The sequence below is a fragment of the Roseibium album genome (genome assembly GCF_001404515.1).
Taxonomy (GTDB): domain Bacteria; phylum Pseudomonadota; class Alphaproteobacteria; order Rhizobiales; family Stappiaceae; genus Roseibium; species Roseibium album.
Genome location: NZ_CXWE01000005.1, coordinates 146,313 through 166,044, shown reverse-complemented (window position 1 = coordinate 166,044; position 19,732 = coordinate 146,313). Strand labels below are relative to the sequence as shown.

Annotated in this window: 20 protein-coding genes and 1 other RNA gene; 12 read left to right on the top strand and 9 right to left on the bottom strand. The window is 56.5% G+C overall.

The annotated features are described in order from the left end of the window. The first annotated feature begins 104 nt into the window (after nt 1-104). On the top strand, nt 105-3,899 hold the full coding sequence (locus tag LA5095_RS17660; RefSeq protein WP_208992751.1) for an AsmA family protein: 3,795 nt from the start codon (nt 105-107) through the stop codon (nt 3,897-3,899). Here the strand turns inward: LA5095_RS17660 and LA5095_RS17655 are convergent. The 5 genes from LA5095_RS17655 to ssrA form a co-directional block, all read right to left on the bottom strand. Then, entirely contained in the window at nt 3,893-5,518 is a 1,626-nt protein-coding gene (locus LA5095_RS17655; protein WP_144436037.1) for an EF-hand domain-containing protein, read from the bottom strand. The genes LA5095_RS17660 and LA5095_RS17655 overlap by 7 nt on opposite strands. A gap of 77 nt (nt 5,519-5,595) precedes the next feature. Beyond that, a complete protein-coding gene (locus LA5095_RS17650) occupies nt 5,596-5,808 on the bottom strand; it encodes a ribbon-helix-helix domain-containing protein (protein WP_055117286.1) in 213 nt (70 codons plus the stop codon). A 5-nt stretch (nt 5,809-5,813) separates the two neighbouring features. After that, nucleotides 5,814-6,023 carry a DUF4169 family protein gene (locus LA5095_RS17645; protein ID WP_055117284.1) on the bottom strand — a complete coding sequence of 70 codons (210 nt, stop codon included), beginning with the start codon at nt 6,021-6,023 and terminating at the stop codon, nt 5,814-5,816. 15 nt (nt 6,024-6,038) lie between these two features. Beyond that, a complete protein-coding gene (locus LA5095_RS17640; RefSeq protein ID WP_055117282.1) occupies nt 6,039-6,617 on the bottom strand; it encodes an SspB family protein in 579 nt (192 codons plus the stop codon). Between the two features lie 183 nt (nt 6,618-6,800). Next, nucleotides 6,801-7,170, bottom strand: a transfer-messenger RNA (tmRNA) gene (gene ssrA, locus LA5095_RS32075). A gap of 122 nt (nt 7,171-7,292) precedes the next feature. On the opposite strand from ssrA, the gene LA5095_RS17635 reads away from it, so the two are divergent. The 4 genes from LA5095_RS17635 (at nt 7,293) to LA5095_RS17620 (ending at nt 9,749) form a co-directional block, all read left to right on the top strand. Then, the gene (locus LA5095_RS17635; protein ID WP_144436036.1) at nt 7,293-7,721 is read left to right on the top strand and encodes a MarR family winged helix-turn-helix transcriptional regulator; all 429 of its coding nucleotides are present in this window, start codon (nt 7,293-7,295) and stop codon (nt 7,719-7,721) included. Nucleotides 7,722-7,889: 168 nt separating this feature from the next. Further along, nucleotides 7,890-8,195: a hypothetical protein gene (locus LA5095_RS17630; protein WP_208992750.1), complete on the top strand. Its 306-nt coding sequence runs from the start codon at nt 7,890-7,892 to the stop codon at nt 8,193-8,195. A 13-nt stretch (nt 8,196-8,208) separates the two neighbouring features. Continuing rightward, nucleotides 8,209-8,766 carry a class I SAM-dependent methyltransferase gene (locus LA5095_RS17625; RefSeq protein ID WP_055117280.1) on the top strand — a complete coding sequence of 186 codons (558 nt, stop codon included), beginning with the start codon at nt 8,209-8,211 and terminating at the stop codon, nt 8,764-8,766. A gap of 188 nt (nt 8,767-8,954) precedes the next feature. After that, nucleotides 8,955-9,749, top strand: a complete 795-nt coding sequence (locus tag LA5095_RS17620) for a thymidylate synthase (protein WP_055117278.1) — start codon at nt 8,955-8,957, stop codon at nt 9,747-9,749. Between the two features lie 42 nt (nt 9,750-9,791). Here LA5095_RS17620 and LA5095_RS33530 read toward each other — a convergent pair whose 3' ends face one another. Both LA5095_RS33530 and LA5095_RS17610 read right to left on the bottom strand, forming a co-directional pair. Next, on the bottom strand, nt 9,792-10,478 hold the full coding sequence (locus LA5095_RS33530; protein WP_368681475.1) for an alpha/beta fold hydrolase: 687 nt from the start codon (nt 10,476-10,478) through the stop codon (nt 9,792-9,794). A 90-nt stretch (nt 10,479-10,568) separates the two neighbouring features. Continuing rightward, the gene (locus tag LA5095_RS17610) at nt 10,569-11,960 is read right to left on the bottom strand and encodes a multicopper oxidase family protein (RefSeq protein WP_055117275.1); all 1,392 of its coding nucleotides are present in this window, start codon (nt 11,958-11,960) and stop codon (nt 10,569-10,571) included. A gap of 197 nt (nt 11,961-12,157) precedes the next feature. Between LA5095_RS17610 and LA5095_RS17605 the strand changes: the two genes are divergently transcribed. Beyond that, on the top strand, nt 12,158-13,231 hold the full coding sequence (locus tag LA5095_RS17605; RefSeq protein ID WP_082442902.1) for a serine hydrolase domain-containing protein: 1,074 nt from the start codon (nt 12,158-12,160) through the stop codon (nt 13,229-13,231). A gap of 37 nt (nt 13,232-13,268) precedes the next feature. Here the strand turns inward: LA5095_RS17605 and LA5095_RS17600 are convergent, their stop codons facing one another. Continuing rightward, nucleotides 13,269-13,958, bottom strand: a complete 690-nt coding sequence (locus LA5095_RS17600) for a DUF2461 domain-containing protein (RefSeq protein ID WP_055117273.1) — start codon at nt 13,956-13,958, stop codon at nt 13,269-13,271. Continuing rightward, nucleotides 13,955-14,329, bottom strand: coding sequence for a TfoX/Sxy family protein (locus LA5095_RS17595; RefSeq protein WP_055117271.1), 375 nt, complete (start codon nt 14,327-14,329; stop codon nt 13,955-13,957). The genes LA5095_RS17600 and LA5095_RS17595 overlap by 4 nt, the downstream gene beginning before the upstream one ends. Nucleotides 14,330-14,488: 159 nt before the next feature. Between LA5095_RS17595 and LA5095_RS17590 the strand changes: the two genes are divergently transcribed. From LA5095_RS17590 to LA5095_RS17565, 6 genes are all read left to right on the top strand, one after another. Continuing rightward, on the top strand, nt 14,489-15,001 hold the full coding sequence (locus tag LA5095_RS17590; protein ID WP_055117269.1) for a dihydrofolate reductase: 513 nt from the start codon (nt 14,489-14,491) through the stop codon (nt 14,999-15,001). Between the two features lie 21 nt (nt 15,002-15,022). Further along, entirely contained in the window at nt 15,023-15,499 is a 477-nt protein-coding gene (locus LA5095_RS17585; protein ID WP_055117267.1) for a GNAT family N-acetyltransferase, read from the top strand. Between the two features lie 211 nt (nt 15,500-15,710). Next, nucleotides 15,711-16,910 carry an FtsH protease activity modulator HflK gene (gene hflK / locus LA5095_RS17580; protein WP_055117264.1) on the top strand — a complete coding sequence of 400 codons (1,200 nt, stop codon included), beginning with the start codon at nt 15,711-15,713 and terminating at the stop codon, nt 16,908-16,910. 2 nt (nt 16,911-16,912) lie between these two features. Next, the gene (hflC, locus tag LA5095_RS17575) at nt 16,913-17,845 is read left to right on the top strand and encodes a protease modulator HflC (protein ID WP_055117263.1); all 933 of its coding nucleotides are present in this window, start codon (nt 16,913-16,915) and stop codon (nt 17,843-17,845) included. Further along, nucleotides 17,842-18,027, top strand: coding sequence for a DUF2065 domain-containing protein (locus LA5095_RS17570; RefSeq protein WP_055117261.1), 186 nt, complete (start codon nt 17,842-17,844; stop codon nt 18,025-18,027). The genes hflC and LA5095_RS17570 overlap by 4 nt, the downstream gene beginning before the upstream one ends. A gap of 129 nt (nt 18,028-18,156) precedes the next feature. After that, entirely contained in the window at nt 18,157-19,647 is a 1,491-nt protein-coding gene (locus tag LA5095_RS17565; protein WP_055117259.1) for a Do family serine endopeptidase, read from the top strand. Nucleotides 19,648-19,732: the final 85 nt, after the last annotated feature.

Sequence of the window (19,732 nt, the reverse complement as noted above, 5' to 3'; positions counted from 1 at the left end):
AAAGATGCGCTACATGTGTCCGGTGAAGGGTCCGGTGACTTTGGAGAACAAGGAGACAAGGCCTGAACTCCGTTTACATCACGTTGGGAATTTCCGTTATTCTGGTGCTGGTTGCGGCACTGGTCGGACCGTTTTTTATTGACTGGACCGTTTACCGCTCCACCTTTGAAACCTATGCAGAACGGGCGTTGGGACACAGGGTAACCGTGCTCGGCGAAGCCGACTTGCGCCTGTTGCCTGCTCCGTCCATCAGTTTTTCCGACGTGCGGGTCGGCGAAGCGGAAGATCCGCTGCTTGTCGTTTCACAATTCAATGTCCGTATCGAGCTGCCGCCGCTTCTGAAGGGCGAGATCCGCGTTATCGACATGGAGCTGGATCGGCCCCACCTGTCGTTGTCGCTTGACGAAGACGGCAGACTGGACTGGCTGACTGCGCGTACGTCGGATGGAGCGCTTGCAAATGTGCCGCCTGAAGATGTCGCATTCGAGAAGATCACCATTCGCGATGGTGCGCTTTCCATCGTCGATGCACGATCAGGTGAAACGCATCGTGTGGATAATGGCAACCTTTCGGTCAGCGCCCGTTCGCTCGCCGGACCTTTCAAGGCGACCGGCAGCCTTACCCTTGAAGGTTCGCCCTACAATCTCTCCATTGCGACCGGTCGCGCCCAACAGGATCTTGGTATTCGCATCAAGGGGGAGATGACACCGGTCGACTGGGCCGTGAACTTTGCCTTTGACGGCATGCTGCAACAGTCCGACGCTGCACCTGCTTTCGACGGCAGGTTCAACATCGCGTCAATTGTTCTGGAGGAAGACGACAGCAACATCTGGACGTCCGAGGGCCGGTTCACGGCTGATATCGCAGAAGTCGCCGTGCCTGAATTCGAGTTTCGCTATGGGCCTGATGACAAGCGTCTCAGCGTAACCGGCAGCGCAGACCTGGTTTACGCAGGGAACAAACGGTTCGAGATCCGGGCGACGTCCAAGCAGGTCGATCTGGACCGGTTGCTCGGCGGCGGACCGCAAAACCCCGTCGAGCTCAATTCGGCGAGCGGACAATTGATCTCGGCGTTGCGCGCGGTGCCTCTGCCCGCGATTGACGGGTCACTCTCGCTCGATGTTCCTGCCCTCGTTGCCGGTGGTGGCATTGTCCAGAACGTGCGGCTTGATCTGGAGACAATGCTTGGTGGATGGCGTATTGCACGCCTGGCCGGGCGATTGCCTGGTCGAACAACGGTCGCAACCCAGGGAGATCTCGGTCTTGAGCCCTCGATGAGCTACCGGGGGGCCATTTCAATCAGTTCGGACCAGCCCGGGTCCTTCCTTGGATGGTGGCAGCAAAAGGAAAGCAATGTCTCCGCTATGGAGCCGATTGCTCTGGAAGGGCGCCTGAACCTGCTTCCGGAAGGCGCTGCATTGAACAATCTTCGCCTCACCATGGACGGTTCCGAGGCGCGGGGGGCTCTTTCCTATCGCAAACCGCGGCAAGGCAATGCAGAGTTTTCGCTCAGCCTTGATGCGCAAAGACTGGACCTTGATGCGATCGAAAGCCTCGCGGGTCTTATACGGCCGAGCCCTGGAAAGAACGGCAGTGCGGAAGATCCCAAAGGGCTGAATGTTTCGTTGCGGCTGCGCGCCAAGGAAGTGGTTGCCCGCGGCGTCGATGGCAAGGGCCTTGCCCTGGAAGCCGAATATACCGATGGCGGTGTCCGGATTGATCGGTTGTTTGCCGAAGACCTCGCCGGCGCTCGTCTCGATGTCACGGGAGAAATCAGTAACCTGTTCTCGGCTCCCGAAGGCGCGGTCGCAGGTGAGCTTGATGCGCGTGACCTGTCCGGCCTTGTTGCTCTGGCGGGCAGCATCTTTCCTGATACGGCATTCGCACGCCATCTTGAAAAGGCTGCTGGAAGTCTCGTTCCAGCGACCTTTCAGGGAGAACTCAAAGCCGCAGCAGTCGGTGATGGCACCGACATGACCCTTCGCCTCGATGGTACGGCAGGGGGGGCGGAGGCCGTTGTCAGCGCAAATCTCACGGGACGGGTAGATGATTGGCACGATGCCGGTGTGAATTTTTCTGTCGGGTTGAAGGGACCTGACGGCGGGAGACTTTTGCAGCAGCTTGGCTTCGACATCATTCCGGTGGGTACAAACAGCAGCGGCCAGATCTATCTGATTGCAACAGGTGTTCCTTCAAATGGATTGGCAGTCGAAGTTGCCGCCACCATCGGTGCATCCGACCTGAAGGCGGAAGGAAGCCTTGTTCTCCAAAAAGACACCGATCCGGAATACAGCGCCAGTGTTTCCGCAAAAACGGATGATCTGGCACCTCTTGCACTGATGGCCGGCAGGGTCCTTCCGGTCATGACCGGTACGATCCCGGCTGAAGTCGATTTCGATCTCAAGGGGCAGGGGAGTGACCTGCAGATCGACAACGCTACAGGTTCTCTCGGTGACACTTCGTTCGAGGGACGGGTTTCGGGAAATCTTGAACCGGCGCCCGGAGAACGGAACCGGCGGTTCAGCGGTGAACTTTTTGCCCGTGAGATTGATCTTCGGGGTTTGACCGAACTTGTGCTCGGGCCCGATCAGTGGTTTTCGGTGGGTGACGGGACGAGCATCTGGCCATCGTCACCATTCGGAGCACCGTTGTTGGATCAACTCGACGTCACGCTTCAGGTCGAAGCGGACCGTTTGCTTGTCGATGAAACAACCGAGATTGCCAACCCGCGTGGCGAACTTCGCCTTTCCCCCTCGCTCATGCGGCTTGACGGCCTGTCAGGTGCTTTTGCCGGTGGCAGCCTGAACGGCAGCCTGTCTGTTCAGCGTTCGGACGCGGAAGCGGCCTTTTCCGGACGCGTCAAACTGAACAATGCCGATCTTCGCCAGCTGGTCTGGAAACCCGGAAATCGTGCTGTCGCCTCCGGAACGCTGGATCTGTTCCTGGAATTCGAAGGTGCCGGGCGCTCGATTTCCGCGATCGTGGCGGGGCTCAACGGTGGCGGCACGTTTTCCATGGGGCAGGGCGATTTCCGCAGCCTCAATCCACAGGCGTTTCCATTGGTCACGCGTGCAGCGGACGCCGGTCTGGAATTGCAGGACGACAGGATCCGCGAGGTTTTTGTCAATCATATGAGCGCCGGGAACCTGCCTTTCGAGCGGGTCGACGGGACGCTAACGCTCGTCGGCGGGCGCCTCAGCGCGCGCAATGTCGTCGTGGACTCGGCACGAGCCGAGATTTTCGGATCTGGCGAAGTCGACCTCAGAACCTATGATCTCGATGCCGACTTTTCCCTGAAGGTCGACCCGGGAGTAGATGCTGTCACCGGAGCGGAACCGCAAGTTGGCCTGTTGTTCGAGGGACCTATTGAGCAACCCGAACGTCTTGTCGATATTGCACCCTTCACAGCCTACCTGACCTTGCGCGCTTTCGAGCAGGAAGTTGAACGGGTTGAGAAACTGCAAGCTGAAATTCTGGAAAGGGATCGGCTCGTTCGCGAACTGAAACGACAGAGACAGTCAAGGGACCGGCGTGTGCGCGAAGCCGAGGCGGCAGCCCTTGCAGCGGAAGAAGAACGACTGCGGCTTGAAGAAGAGGCACGTGTGCTGGAAGAACTCCGGGAGCAACAGGGCGAGGATAGCCCTGTTCCTGCACCGGGACCGACACCGTTGCCGCGCCAGCAGAGTGATGCGGACCCGTCCGGCAGCGATCAGCCGTTTGCCGACCGCATCCGAGCCCTCCTGGGCGAGACAGACGTGCAAACGACACAGTCAATTCCGCAGTCGACGCCCACCGCCAAGCCGACGGATGCTCTGCCACCTCTTGATCCACCGATCTCCATCGAGGACCTGATCACGCAGGACGTCGGTGCACCTCTGGTGTTGCCTGGGGCTCAGTAAGTTGTGTTTCGCCTCGGCGGAAAATCATTGAGTGTCTCTAGGTCTTCTTCCGGAACTATCATGGAGTTTCCAGGATTTCCCGTCGGTTGGGCCACCCCTTCCGGGAGAATGAAACTGACGCTTTGCGACCCGGCCAGACCTGAAGGCACGCGTATTGCGTCCAAAACTCGGTAGACATCCCTGTGGCCGAATCTGACCGGTTCAAGTTTTCCTGCGGCAACAAGCTGAGCCAGTCCGGCCTCAATAGGCAACAACTCGTAGTACCGGGCTTCAACGTCGCTCGACACCGCTTCCTTTGCGATGCTGACGACGCCTCCCGGATTGAATCTCAGCAGAATCTGCATCAACTGCCGGTTTACGGAACCGGCCATCAACTGCCGAACGGCCGGACTGTGGTCGGAGTTTTCGGAAACACCCACAGCCGACGCGACGTATGAAAACTTTTTACCGTCGCGGGCAGTCTTCGGCGGCTGATCCGAGTATTCGCCCGACGGCAGTGCGAGTTCATGGATTGTGCTGTGTCCGTGTATTTCGACGGTCGATGTCCCGACAAGGTCGGTCGATTGAAGCCAGGCTCTGATGCTTCTTACGCTCTCTTTTTCAGTAACATGGGAGATACAGTTGGACGACGAAACAAAGGTTGCTTTTGCGCCTGAAAGGCCTGTTGCTCCCGCCATGATTTTCCCCTGATCGTTTTCCCGGCCGGACAGAACGACGTTTTCCAGACGGTTTAATGCGCCGGTCAGCTGCCAGATCATCGGACTTTGAGAAGTGAGTATCAGGTAAAGCGGTGTCTCTCCAGCTTCGATGTTGATCTTCGCCACTGACGTCATCCTGTCCTGCCCGGAAACCGTGACTGACGAAACGCCGGTGCCTTTGGACGCGCCAACGAGGTGAACGTCCGCTTCAGCGGAAGCAACAGGCACTTCACAGGCATCCTGCTCCCCTGGAATTCGCGCTCGAACTTGGGCATCTGTACCGTCTTTGAGGATTGCTCGCATGAGACCGGCGGCCTCATATGCCGACAGAGTTCCGCTGTTGTCCGGATCAAGTTCGAGCAGGTCTTCTAAAACAAGGAGTGCTTCGTGTTGCCTGTTTCGCCCGTCCGACACGGTCCTGGTGCTGATCGCCGCTAGCTCTTGGAGGGTGATTTTTCCGTCCTGATTGGGGTCTTTCTGGAGTATTCCCTGGATTGTCGATTCAATGCGAGCGTTGTTGCGCTCTGTTCGCATTCTATTCCTTTTTGGAATACGCGCGCTGGAGACAGTTGCGATCTCCTCGCGGTCGATGACGAAGTCGCCGTTCAAGTCATACTTCAGGTAGCCGGAGACAGTGTTCGCGCGCTTTTCCGCCAAAAGCCGGGCCCTGAATAAGTCTATGTCGTCTTGGCTGATGCCATGGTCGTCACGGTCGATTTTGTGAATCACCATAACAAGGTTGTCGAGAAACGCCGTTTCCCTCACGCGCTCGGCAAAGTGAACCATCCACTTGTCGCGCAGCGTCTTGAATTCCTGAGCGGCGACCGACGTCATCGGCGTTGCGGAAGCAAACAGCACACATATGCCGAGCCACAACGGCTTGAAGTGTCTATGGAATTTCAGTGAGGTTTGATCACGCATCATTGACTCCGAAATACACGCATTGAGTGTTCAGAAAAAATGTATCTATGAATGGTATGCGGAAGTCGGAGCGAAATTTAGGCAGTGCGCAGCTGATTTACCACCCACACCCGGACTGCTGAAGACAGCGGATCGTCCGGATCGCGGTTGTCGTCGATTTCTGCAATCAAGCTGGCAAGGGATCGTTGTTCGGCTGCGACATGTTCATCCACGACTTCCCAGAATTCGGGTTCCAGGGCTAGGCTGGTGCGATGGCCATGCAGGGAGAGAGACCGTTTGACGAACGCCATACGGATCAGTCCGTCTCGGTTTCGCTGGATGAGCCCGGTCCGGGGAGCCGGTGGCTTTCTACCTGGTTTTCCAGATGCTCACGCCGTCTGCGCGCGTCATCCCGCTCGGCTTTGGTTCGGCCGAATTTGCGCCGGTTGTCTTCGGCCTGTTTTTCCTTGTCGGTCCGCTTTCTTTGCTTGCGAACCTGGCGCAGATTGACGATTTCCGCGCTCATGCAAACCTCCGGCAATCAGGTTTTCTTGCGGAACGCGTCCAGGGAGACGACTTCGCCGCCGCTATCACCGGCAGGCGTTTTTTCAGCCGGCTTTTCGCTTTCAGCCGCATCCACCGCCGCAACTTCAGCTCCGCCAGTCACAGCCGGGGCATCGCTCTCGCCGTCCGTCTGTTCCTTTTCGGCCTTTGCCAGTTCCTCTACCGCTTCAAGCAATTCTTCCGGCAGTTCTTCGGCGGTTTTGCCCGGATCGAATTCCAGGGCGAACTGGACGGATGGATCGAAAAAGCCCTTGATCGCCGAAAAGGGCACCAGCAGTTTTTCCGGAACGCCACCAAAGGAAAGCCCGACCTCGAACGCATGCTCGCCGATTGCCAGATCCCAGAACTGATGTTGCAGCACAATGGTCATTTCCTGAGGATAGCGTTCCTTCAGCCTCTGGGAAATGCGCACGCCCGGCGCGTTGGTATCGAAGGCGATGTAAAAATGATGGTCACCGGGCAGGCCCGTTCGTCCGACCTCGGCAAGAATCTTCTTGACCGCGCCCCTGAGCGCGTCCTGGATAAGGATATCGTATCGCAGAAGGTCTTCAGACATCAGTTCTCGTCGAATCTCGTTCTAATTAGCTCTATCCGGCCCACATTGACCGTCCGGCGTCAAAAAGAAAAGCCAATTTTCCAAGTGATACCAGAATAATGAGTCTTTCCTGAGAAGGCTAAGCCAATGCATGCACAACGTCCAGAAAAGGGCTGTTTTGGGGAACCCAAAGGGAGGGGATTAGGTGAAGGCTTCTGTTGCCAGGTGCCTTCGAACCCCGCCTGAAGGTGCTAACCTACGGGACTTAGTGGACTACCGGCGCTGCATTACGCGGCGACAGCGTTGTCCATAGCATAGTTGTCGTTTGCAACTATTAGAACAGCCCGATAACGGTGGTACAATGCCGAGCAAAAGCACAGTCTTTACGCCCTCGTCGATCCTATTTCGCCCCCGCCGAAACCCGTGAGATTTCCAATAGATAGCCTCACGGGCTTGGGTGGAGGCGCCGGGTACCGCCCCCGGGTCCGATAGGTTTATTGCACTGACAGTTTATTGCCGTAGCTGGCGAACCAGCAGCCTTGATATAAGCGCTTTGTTACTGAAAGAAAAGGGGATGCAGTGATTTGTCGGGAAAACATGGAAGGAGACTCACACCTCTCGAAGACAGGTCGACTGCAGGGTTGACGGCAGATCGCTATCGAGTTAGTTAGAGAGACTAACTAAATGGATTGAGCTGTGGATCTTACCGAATTTTTCGAACTGGTGCATCGGCACGCGCACCGCCGATGGAATGCGCTCGCAGCGGATGCGGGTGTGTCCTACAGCGAATTTGAGTATCTGAGCGCGATCCAGCAGCAGGAATACCGGCAAACTGACAAGAACGATCATGGTCAGCATCTGCAGGATGTGGTTGAGGCGATGGGCGTTCGCAAAGCTTCTGCAAGCGTCATGGTCGTCAAGCTGGAGGAACGTGGCTGGGTGCGCAGGGTACCTTGTCAATATGACGCCCGGGCACAGCACATATTGCTGACCGCAGAAGGGAAGTCCCGGCTGGATTGCGGCAAAGGCATTTACGCATCTGCTGCGCGCCAGATAATGCTGGAACTGAGTAGCGAGGAATGGGCCGGACTGTTGCAAGTCTGGAATTTGCCGGATGCGTCATAGTTCACTCTGAAATTTAACCCATTAAGTAAGTTAAACTAACTAACTTTATGGAGCGCAATGCGGGGAAGTATGAAATGCGAGTTGATGTTGATGGGCACGGCAATCCACCTTCTTGTATGGGACAAGCAGCCCGAATAGGGAACCTGGTTCAAGACTCCCCTGGAGAATTTGCCCAGGCCGCTACAGTCGCTCTGCGACCAGTGGTATTGCCCCTGCTGTGCCGGTTTCTGGATTGCGCTGGTACTGCATGCCTTGACCGGATTCTGGACCCTTCCCGATCTGGAAAACCTTCCTTCCTTCGTTGGTGTCCTCCGGGAGCCCGTCGCGTGGACGCTTGATGCACTGGCTACCGCAACCCTGATTTATGCTGCAATTCTGAAAATCAAGGCGATCGGCTTGCCTGCCATGAAAGCACACATGATGAAGGCAGAATTCCCGAAGTCGGCCCTTCCAGCCCAATTGCAAGACAAGTAGCGAGAAATGACCGATGGCCTATGATTACGACGCACTCTACCGCACAACTCCCGATGCGCTCGGCGCTCCTACCAGGGCATTTTGCGAGTTCTTCGAGACTTATTCAAAGCCGAGTGCACGAATACTGGATGTCGGGTGCGGACAAGGCAGGGACGCCTTGTTTATCGCAAGGCTGGGGCATCTTGTAACCGGCGTGGATTTGTCGTCCTCAGGGATCGCCTGTCTGTTGAAACAGGCTGCGCGAGAAGGGCTGTCGGTCGAAGGAGATGTCGCCGACATTGCCAGCTATGACCCTTGCGGCATGTTTGACGTGATTGTCTTCGACCGTACCCTGCATATGCTGGAGCGGACACCACGGATGAAGGTCCTTGCGAGGCTCACGGAGAAACTTGCCAAAGATGGATTTCTTCTGATCGCGGACGAACCCTCCAATCTTCCAGATTTTCATGATGTTTTGAATATCACCTCCGGAGCGTGGTCCATTGTCAGGGAGGAAAAAGGCCTCTTGTTTTTGAGACGGGAACCGGAAGCACAATGGCTCGCCGGGCAATGGCCCCAGATTTCCCGATAAGAGCAAACAGATCGGAACGCGCATCGCATCCGATTGCAAACCCGGACGGCGAGCGGATTGAGACAACCCGCGGAATTGTCAATCAGGAACCCTGATCGATCTGGGGAAAGTGTGATCGGGGGGCTGCGTTTTTCAGAAAATCTGCGAAGTTATCATCACGCTCCCTCCGTGTTTCAAAGGCCGTTGCCGTGCAGCAATATCTCGACCTCCTGGCAAAAATCCTCGACGAAGGTACCGACAGGGGCGACCGAACGGGAACGGGTACTCGCTCAATCTTCGGTCACCAGATGCGCTTCGATCTTGCCGAAGGTTTTCCGGTGGTGACGACCAAGAAGCTGCATCTGAGATCGATCATTCATGAGCTGCTCTGGTTTCTGGCCGGCGACACGAATATCCGCTATCTCAATGAAAACGGCGTGAAAATCTGGGATGACTGGGCGGATGAAAATGGCGAACTCGGCCCGGTTTACGGCTACCAGTGGCGGTCCTGGCCGGCACCGGACGGCAGGTCCATCGACCAGATCGAAAAGCTGCTGGAAATGATCCTCACCAGTCCGGAAAGCCGCCGGCTGATCGTTTCCGCCTGGAATCCGGCCCTGGTCGAGGAAATGGCTTTGCCACCATGTCATTCCCTGTTCCAGTTCTACGTGGCGAACGGCAAGCTGTCGTGCCAGCTCTACCAGCGATCGGCTGATGTCTTCCTTGGTGTGCCTTTCAACATCGCTTCCTATGCGTTGCTGACCCTGATGGTGGCACAGGTCACCGGGTTGAAACCCGGCGATTTCGTGCACACGCTCGGCGATGCACATCTTTATTCCAACCACTTCGAACAGGCGCGCGAACAGCTTACCCGGACCCCGCGTCCGTTGCCGCAAATGAAGATCAATCCGGACGTCACCGATCTCTTTGCCTTCAAATACGAAGATTTCGAGCTGACAGGCTACGATCCGCACCCGCATATCGCGGCACCTATTGCGGTATAGGGTTCCATTTGTTTCTGCTTGTCATTGGTCACATTGAAAAGTTCAGGATCCGCATTCAGCGGGAAAATGAACCAGAAGCTCTTGTCGAAGGATTGCGTTGAAGGCGCTTGTTGCCTCAAGTGGCGCGTAGTGACCGCAATTCGGAATTACGTGACAGCTTCCATCTCTTGCTGTTTGTGCCTGTTTGAATGTCAATTCCGGACCGGGGGCGATATCGTGGCTGCCTGAGATGAAAACTGTCCGGTGAGGGAAGCTTTCCAGAAGATCGCGTCTGCTAGGGCGCATGTGGAACGCAACAGTGCCGTCAACGAGTTCGCGAGCGGATCTTTTGTCGAAACTTTCTTTCGCGGCCCTCACAACATCATCATTTGAGGAAACTGAAAAAAGCGGTTTCCAAAAGGCATTCCACGCTGCATTCGGCCCTCGCGTTCGGATGAGATTGACTGCTTGCTCCAAAAAAACTGGATTTGGGTTTTTGTGTGCTTTTGTTCCAGTCAGCACGATGGCTCGAACACGATGTGGTGCCAATTTCGCAATTTCAAGGGCGCACGACCCGCCGATTGAACAACCTATGACAATAATTTCTTCTTCGTGTACTTCTTTAAGCGCGGCGGTTGCCCAGTTCTCGATCGAGTTGCCATGTCGGTACAGGGTCGGCGCATAGCAGGCAGTGGGAAACAGGTCCAACTGACCTAGCCACATTGTGCCGTCCAGCGGCAAGGCGTGCAAAAACAAGATCGCAGGCGGTGTTTTGGCGTTCAATCGCGCTCCCTTATTCTCTCAAGGTGAGTTGGCCATCACCCTAAAGGGATTCGCGTTCTAGCTCACCTCGAACCAAGTCATCATGCCCGAGGCGGCATGGCCGAGCATGTGGCAGTGGATGAGCCATTTGCCGGGATTGTCGGCAACGAAGGCGATCTTTACGGTTTCACGCGGATCCGTCGTGAATGTGTCGCGCCAATCCTGGTGCTCCAATGTTTCGCCATCGCGCGCCAGAACACGGAAGTGGTGACCGTGAACATGCATTGCATGGGCGAAGCTGGTGTCGTTCCGGCTTTCCAGAACGACGGTTTCACCGCGCCTGGCACTGAACATGGGTTGGTCCTGCATGCCTGGAATGCCGTTGAACGTCCAGAACTGGCCGTCCTGCATCATGCTGCGGACATCTTCCTCCGACCGGTCCTCCAGCAACGAGCGCATTCCGCCCATGGCACCGCCCTGCATCACGAGCGGCAGTTCCAGCGCGTCCTCCAGGTCCGGTTCCGGCAATCGGTTGACAGGAGGAAGCGTCAGGGGAAGATCGCTGCCCTGGGCCTCCGTCACCTGGAAATTGGCGAAAGTGAATGGCTGCCCGGTCATCATTTCGAGGGGCAGCGTTCCGGTTTTCGTCGGGCGCATGACGAGATCCATGCGCTGTGCGGGGGCAAGCCGCACGACACCTGAGACCTCGCGCGGGTCAGAGAAGACCTGACCGTCCAGCGCAATGACGCGTGCACCGAAGCGCTCCGGGGCAAGATCAAGAATACGGGACGCCGAGGCGTTTATCAGACGGACCCGGTGCCAGACACCTGTCCTCATCGTAATGTCGGGCAAGGACACCCCGTTGACCGTCAACCAGTTGCCGAGCCTGCCTGCGTGAAAAAAGTCATGCATTGCGCCGAAGCTTGCAGTGTCGAGGACGCCATCTTCATCCAGGCGCCAGTCGCTCAGCACCAAAGTGATGTCCGCTTCCGGGGGAAAAAGCTGTTTGTGTTCGTCGACGATCAGCGGTCCGGAAAGACCGCGGGGCACCTGGTTCCAGCTCATGTTGTGGGCGTGGTACCAGTAGGTTCCGGCGTCCGGTACGACGAAATCGTAGTCGAAACTGTCACCGGGTTTGACAGCAGGTTGCGTCAATCCGGCAACGCCGTCCATGGTGTTGTCGATACGGATGCCGTGCCAGTGAATGGACGTGGGTTCGTCGAGTTCATTGATGAACCTGACCCTGACCTTCTCGCCCTGTTTGACCCGGATTTCCGGTCCCGGGAGCCGGTCATTGTAGAGCCAGAGATCGGATGCACCACCCTTGTCACCGTAAAGATGCGCTTTTCCATAGGCTGCCTTGAGTTCCAGGAAACCCTCGGAAGATTTTGCAAGGGCGAGTTGCGGCACAGCTGCTGTCGCGCAGCTCGCAAGCGTGGTTTTCAGGAACGACCTGCGATCCAATTTCATTTCCGGCTCACATTCATCGAGAGAGGCATCTCGATGTTATGGTGTTTCCAGCTACTGGAAGGTCAAGGTCTGGTCAGGCTTCGGCTCTGATGCAATTGGAATGACTTGGTCCGATGCTGGGTCCGACGCACAAATGTTCGCATTTGGTTGTAACCTTGTGTCAGATTGCTCAAACATTGCCGATCGGGACGATCACCATGACCTCTTCAGACTACTCCGTTTCCCTGTCTCCCCATGCCCTTGCTGCTGAAAACAGCGGCTTCGATCCGATGATCGGACGCAAGCTGGTTGCCGGCGTGGAATCCGGCCTGCTGCCGCATCTGCATGTTGTCCTGGCGGAACGGAGTGGCGAAACCATTCTGGAAAGTTACAGCAAGGGACCGGACGAAAGCTGGGGGCAGCCGTTGGGTGAAGTCACGTTCGACGCCGGAACGCTGCATGACCTTCGTTCGGTCACCAAGAGCGTTGTCGGTCTCCTTTACGGTATCGCCCTGGAACGGGGGATGGTCCCGACGCTCGATACGCCAATTCTGTCGGTTTTCGACGACTACAAGGATCTTTCGTCCGATCCGGCGCGGATGAAGCTTACGGTCGAACATGCTCTGACGATGAGTCTCGGACTGGAATGGGATGAATCGCGACCTTACACGGATCCTGAAAACAGTGAGATCGCGATGGAACTCGCTCCGGATCGCTACCGGTTTATCCTGGAGCGGACGATCGTTGAAGAGCCGGGAACAAAATGGACCTATAGCGGTGGTGCAACGGCGCTCATTGGAGGGATACTCGAGCGCGGTACCGGCAAAAGCCTGCCAGAGTTTGCAAGCGAGGTTCTGTTTGGCCCGCTTGGCATTGAGACATACGAGTGGACAGCCGGCAAAGACGGCACGCATTCGCCGGCGTCGGGTCTGAGATTGACCGCGCCGGATCTTTTGAAGATCGGGCGCCTTGTATTGAACAACGGTCTGTGGGACGGGAAACGGATTGTTCCGGAAGCCTGGATACGGGCCTCCCAGATGCCTCATATTCAGACCCCGGAAATGCTGAGCTACGGTTATTTCTGGTTTCTCGGCAAGGCACCGGTCAAGGCACTCGGTGGACCGACCGACTGGGCCGCCGGTTTCGGCAACGGTGGCCAGCGTCTCTGGATCTGTCCTAAAGCCGATGTCACTGCGGTGATCTACTCCGGCAACTATAACAACTGGAATGCCTGGATACCGCCGACACGCATCTGGATCGAGATCATTCTCGCCAATCTGGAAAAGGCCTGACCGGTCTGCCAGAGGGGATCATGCTGGCTGCATACTTTTACATCGCATACACAGGTTTCAGAATATCCGCCAGCCACTGCCAGAACGGCAATGTGGGGTTCCAGGCACTCACCATGAATGTCGGGGCTGCATCGCCGATCAGCTGATCAGTGTCTTCAATCGATTTCCAGACGGCGAGACCCTTGTGGCGTGCAAGGTCGGCAAACTGGTTATCCTTCGGAAACCCTCGCGGCACTTTTGCCAGGTCGGGTTCTGACCGATCAAATCCCTCACTGTTCAATTGGTCGAGCAGCCTCTCGATTTCTTCACCTTTCCCGGTTTCGAGCGCCTGAAGGTATGAGCCGAGAGCCGGTTTCGAAAAAGCCATGCAGCCAGTTCCGAACCGTATGTGGTCGGGTTCAACGGAAAGAAAAAAGCTCGGCGGCTGCGCATCACGGCCTTCGAAGGCTCCGCCATTCGGCCAGAAGGCCATACGGATATGGGTGTTATAGGGTGTCTTGTCCTTGGAAAACCTTAGGTCGCGATTGATCCGGAACTGTTTCGAGACGATCTCGTGGCCGGTGAGTTCAGCGAGTTTCCGGGCGACTTCGCTGCGAAATAAGTCCGAGGGTTTCTTGACGAAGCGCTGGTAGTCGGCCTTGTGGGCGTCGAACCAGTCTTTTGCATTGTTGTCCTTGAGTGACTTGAGAAACGCGAAGGTTTCCGGTGCAAATCCCGCCGCGCTCATGGTCTTGCCTTTCCGGATTTCGATTTTCTCGGCTTTGCTTGCTTGGGTGGCAGTGCACAAACGTAGTTTCGTGCCAGGTCAACCCAGCTCTTCAGGTCCTTGTCACTTTCAATGCCTTCAGGCTCGACCCGGATGAAACCCGGCATCGGGCGTCCTGCCGGCCGGCAGGGAGTGGCGTGAGGCTTTGAAAGAGCTTCGGCTTCCTGATCCTTGCCGACACGTGCCATCAACCCGCGCTTCGACGCGCAAATAAGCATGTTGCCATTGACCATGAAGCAGGTCGAACCGAACATCTTCTTCTGCTCGACATTGTCGTCCGGGATCAATTCCCTGGTGCGCTCGATCAGCACGGTCTCCATCAGGTCTGACATATCCGGTATTCCCTTTTCCTGTTGGCGTTCTCATCAAGGACGTGGGATGTCGGTCAAATCCGACAATCTGCATCGAGAAATTGGTCGAAATGTACTCAGGCGACGGAAAAACATGCTAGGAGGCGAGCCGGAAAATGCAAACCGGATTCGGAGAAGCCCTTGCCGGAACTTGTTCTGATAGCCGCGGTTGCCCGCAACGGGATTATCGGGGCGGATAATGACATGCCGTGGGCGCTATCGTCCGACCTGAAGCACTTCAAGCGAATGACGCTCGGCAAGCCGATGATTATGGGCCGCAAAACCTTTCTGTCCTTCGGTGGACGGCCTTTGCCCGGACGCCCGCACATCGTGATCACCCGTGACCGGAACTACGCACCGGACGGTGCCGAAACGGCGACGTCATTGGAAGGTGCTTTGAAGCGGGCAGGTGAACTCGCCGGACAAATGGATGTCGACGAGATATTTTGTATCGGTGGTGGCCAGATTTATACCCAGGTGATCGAACAGGCCGACCGTCTCGAAATCACCGAGGTTGATGCGCGGCCTGACGGCGATACCCGATTTCCGGAGATACATCCTGCGGTCTGGCGCGAGACCCGAAGGATTGAAGGCAAGCGATCAGAAAAAGACAGTGCAGATTTTGCCTTTGTGACCTATCGCCGCAAGGTCTGACGCAAATCGGGTAAATCCGACATGGAATTTGACGAATCTTTTGACGCCCGATGGGCCAGGTTGCAGGAATTGGGTCCGATCGATGTTCATGATGTCCTGAAACTGCGTCAGGATGTTTTTCTTCTGGAACAGACATCGCTCTACCAGGATATCGACGGCAAGGACCCGGATGCGTTGCATTTGCTTGTGCGCACCAGGACGGCGGGCGATCTTGTGGGAATCATACGCCTGTTCGCCGAACCGGATGTCGGAACAGCCAGGATCGGTCGGGTCGTGATTGCGTCCGGGCAGCGGGGCAGTGGGCTTGGCCGGAAAATGATGCTGGCAGGGATTGAAAAGGCTGGGGAAATTGCACCGGGTTGTCCGATTGACCTGTCGGCGCAGGCGCACCTGGAAGAGTTTTACAATGCTCTGGGATTTGAAACGGTATCGGACAAATATATCAAGGACGGCATACTGCATATCGACATGATCTGCCAAGGCAAACGGCCCGGTTAACCTTTTGTCTGAAACTTTCGGCGCGGTCGACTTGACAGCGCCACAATCGACACCCACCTGCGGCACGGGAAAACGTACGGGTTTTGCGTAGGGTGTCGGCCGGGCTTTTGATTGAAAGCGTCCGGTAACCTCCCTATAACCAACGGTGAGTCAGAACGGGCACATGCCCATGTCCGGCAGGTGCTGCCGGAGTTCACAGAAGGAAGTCTTGATGCCTTGGAGCAATCAGTCAGGTGGCGGTGGCCCCTGGAAGGGTGGCGGAAACAATGGCGGCCCATGGGGCGGCGGTGGTGGAAACAATGGCGGCCCATGGGGCGGCGGTCCGAACCGGGGTGGCGGCGGCGGCGGTGGCAATCCGCCCGACCTGGAAGAGCTGTTGAAGAAAACTCAGGACCGCATGAAGTCTGTTTTACCTGGCGGCGGCGGCGGCGGTGGTCTCGGCCTTGCCGGCATCCTGATCGTCATTGGTATTGGCGTCATCGGCTGGCTGTTTACGGGCATATATACGGTTGATTCCGGCGAACGCGGTGTTGAGCTCGTTCTTGGTAAGGTCGTTGGACTGACAGCGCCGGGTTTCAATTACAACCTGCCTTATCCGATTGGTGAGGTCTACAAGCCCGCAGTCGAGTTGCAGCGTGAAACGACGGTTGGCGTGGACGAGACCTATTCCACGTCCGGTGCGGTCCGTGCGCGGGACATTCCCGAAGAAAGCCTGATGCTTACCGGTGATGAAAACATCGTCGATGTCGGGTTCAAGGTTCTCTGGAGGATCAAGAACACCACCGAAGGCATCACGGACTATCTCTTCAACATTCAAGAGCCTGCTTCGACAGTGAAAGCCGTGGCGGAAAGCGCCATGCGCGAGGTTGTCGGCGGATCCAATATTGATTCGATCCTGACCGAAAACCGCGTTTCCATTCAGAATGATGTGGCGGCCTTGATGCAGACAACGCTCGATGCCTACAATGCCGGTGTCGAAATTTCAGAAGTTCAGATGCAGCGCGTTGACCCGCCGGCCCAGGTCATCGAGGCTTTCCGGGATGTTCAGGCGGCCCGAGCCGACCAGGAGCGTATCCGCAACGAAGCTGAAGCCTACGCCAACCGGATTGTTCCCGAAGCGCGCGGTCAGGCAGCACGCGTTCTGGAAGATGCAAACGCATACAAGGATCAGACCATCGCGGAAGCGACGGGTCAGTCACAGCGTTTCACCAAGGTTTACGAGCAGTATGAGAAAGCACCCGACGTGACTCGGGAACGTCTATATCTCGAGACGCTTGAAAAAGTGCTTGGTTCCAATAACAAGATCATAATCGACAGCGAAACTTCAGGCTCCGGCGTATTGCCGTTCCTGCCGCTGAACGATTTGAACGGACGCGGCTCGACTCCGTCCGCACGCACGGGAGGTAACTGATCATGCGTAGCGGTATTCTAGCAATTCTACTCGTTGTCGTCGCAGTGGTCGGATATCTGTCCGTTTACGTTGTCAATCCGACGCAGCAGGCACTGGTCCTGCAGTTCGGCAAGATCATCGAGCAACCGAAAACCGAATCCGGCCTCTACTTCAAGATCCCGTTTGTCCAGAACGTTGTTTACCTGGACAAACGTATCCTGAACCTGAACATGCCGCCTCTCGAGCCGATTTCCTCGGACAAGAAACGACTGATCGTGGATGCGTTTGCGCGTTACAAGATCTCGGATCCGGTCCTGTTCTACCAACGCGTCCAGAATGTGTTGACGGCCAACCGGCGCCTGTCAACACTGTTGCAATCCTCACTGCGGTCAGAAGTCGGCCGGACCAGTTTCGTTGCGCTCGTGCGTGACGACCGGTCGGGCGTGATGGAAAACATCCGCCGTGACGTCAGCGCGAATGCAGAGGAACTTGGCATCGAGGTGATTGATGTGAAGATCCGCCGGGCCGACTTGCCCGACGCGAACTCCCAGGCCATTTACGCGCGCATGCAGACAGAACGTCAGCGTGAGGCGACAGAGATCCGGGCGCAGGGTGAAGAACAATCCCGCAGGATCAAGTCGCGCGCCGATCGTGACGCAACTGTTCTGGTTGCCGAAGCGAAACGGGATTCGGAAATCATCCGCGGTGATGGCGACGCTGAACGGAACAAGATCTTCGCCGAGGCATTTGGTGCCGATCCGGACTTCTTCGCGTTCTATCGTTCCATGCAGGCCTATGAAGCCGGCTTGCAGTCGGGCGATACCAGCCTCGTCCTGTCGCCGGATTCCAGCTTCTTCCGGTTCTTCAAGGACCCGGCCGGCGCTGCGCTTCCAGGTTCGGGCGATGATGACGGTACCGGTGTGTCGACACGCTCGCCGTCGCTTGCCGCGCAATGAACGACTTTGTGACCGCGCTTGGGCTGGTCCTGGTGATTGAAGGTATTCTTTACGCAGTTCTGCCGGGTGGTATGAAAACCATCATGCGGGGTGCGCTGGAAACATCGAACCAGACTTTGCGCATGACAGGTCTGGCGATCGCCGCGATGGGCCTGATTATTGTGTGGATCATACGCGGATAACGAAAAGTTTCAGGGCGGGAGAGGCAAAAATCTCCCGCCCGTTCTATATTTTGACTACATGTCCTAAGACACTATCGGCTGATACTGCCTTTCAGACAGCCGAACCGGCAGGGATGAGGAGAAAGCCCTATGGCTCCAAATATTGTTCGCCGTCGCATGACCCGGATCGCGTTTGCCGCGGCGGGTCTCATGCTGGGCGGAATGATTGCGTTTCAGCCTGTCCAGACCGCACAGGCCCAAGGACCGGTTTCGGTTGCGGATCTGGCTGAAAATCTTGGTGATGCTGTTGTGAACATTTCAACCGCACAAACCGTTCAGGGACGAAGGTCCGTCCCGATGCCGCAGGTTCCCGACGGATCTCCTTTCCAGGAATTCTTCGAGGAATTCTTCAACCGGCAGAACAAGGACAACGATCAGGCACCGCGCCGTGTTCAATCTCTCGGCTCCGGTTTTGTGATCGATGGCAAGGAAGGCATCATCATCACCAACAATCATGTGATTGAAGGTGCGGATGAGATCACCGCCAATTTCAACGACGGAACCCAACTGCGCGCCGAGATTATCGGCACGGACGAGAAAACAGATCTCGCGGTGCTCAAGGTAGAGCCGGAAACCCCTTTGAAAGCCGTTGATTTCGGCAATTCGGACTCCATTCGGGTCGGTGATTGGGTCATGGCGATCGGCAATCCGTTCGGACTCGGCGGCACCGTTACCGTGGGGATCGTGTCCGCACGTAACCGCGATATCAATTCTGGTCCATATGACAACTTCATCCAGACGGATGCGTCCATCAACCGAGGGAACTCCGGTGGCCCTCTGTTTGACATGCAAGGCAATGTGATCGGCATCAACACGGCGATCATCTCACCGTCGGGTGGGTCAATCGGTATCGGGTTTGCCATTCCGGCCAAGACTGCAATGCGGGTCATCGGCCAGTTACGCGAATTCGGTGAAACCCGGCGCGGCTGGCTTGGTGTTCGCATTCAGGAAGTAACCGACGAGATTGCCGAAAGCCTTGCCATGAGTGAAGCGATGGGTGCGTTGGTTGCCGGCGTCACGGATGACGGGCCGGCAGCAAAGGCCAAAATCGAGGCAGGTGATGTCATCATCAGGTTCGATGGCAGGGATGTTGAGGAAATGCGCGAGTTGCCGCGTATGGTAGCCGAGACTGCGATCGGCAAGGAAGTCGAAGTGGTTGTTCTGCGCAAGGGCGACGAGGTCAAGATCAATGTGATCCTTGAGCGCCTGGAGGAAAACACTCCGACCGAGGCCAGTGTCGAGACAGATGAAGAACCCGTGGAAGAACCGGCTGCAAAGAGCGAAGTGCTCGGGATGATGCTTGCGGAACTGGACGATCAATTGCGTGAGCAGTTCTCCATCGACGCGGATGTTACGGGTGTCGTGGTGACTGAAGTCAAACCGGATTCCTCGGCGGCTGAAAAGCGGATCACCGCTGGTGACGTCATCAAGGAGGTCGCCCAGGAACCTGTTGAAACCCCGACCGATGTGGAAACGGAAATTGGCAAGCTGAAGGATGACGGCCGTCGCTCGGCGCTCCTGCTACTTGCCAACCCGACCGGAGACGTGCGTTTCGTTCCCGTACGGATCGAAGACGAATAAATCGGGAACGCAAGTTTCTCGAGCTGACAAAGGGCGCCGGCAACGGCGCCCTTTTTGTTTCAAGATTTAAGCTATGCAACGCAAT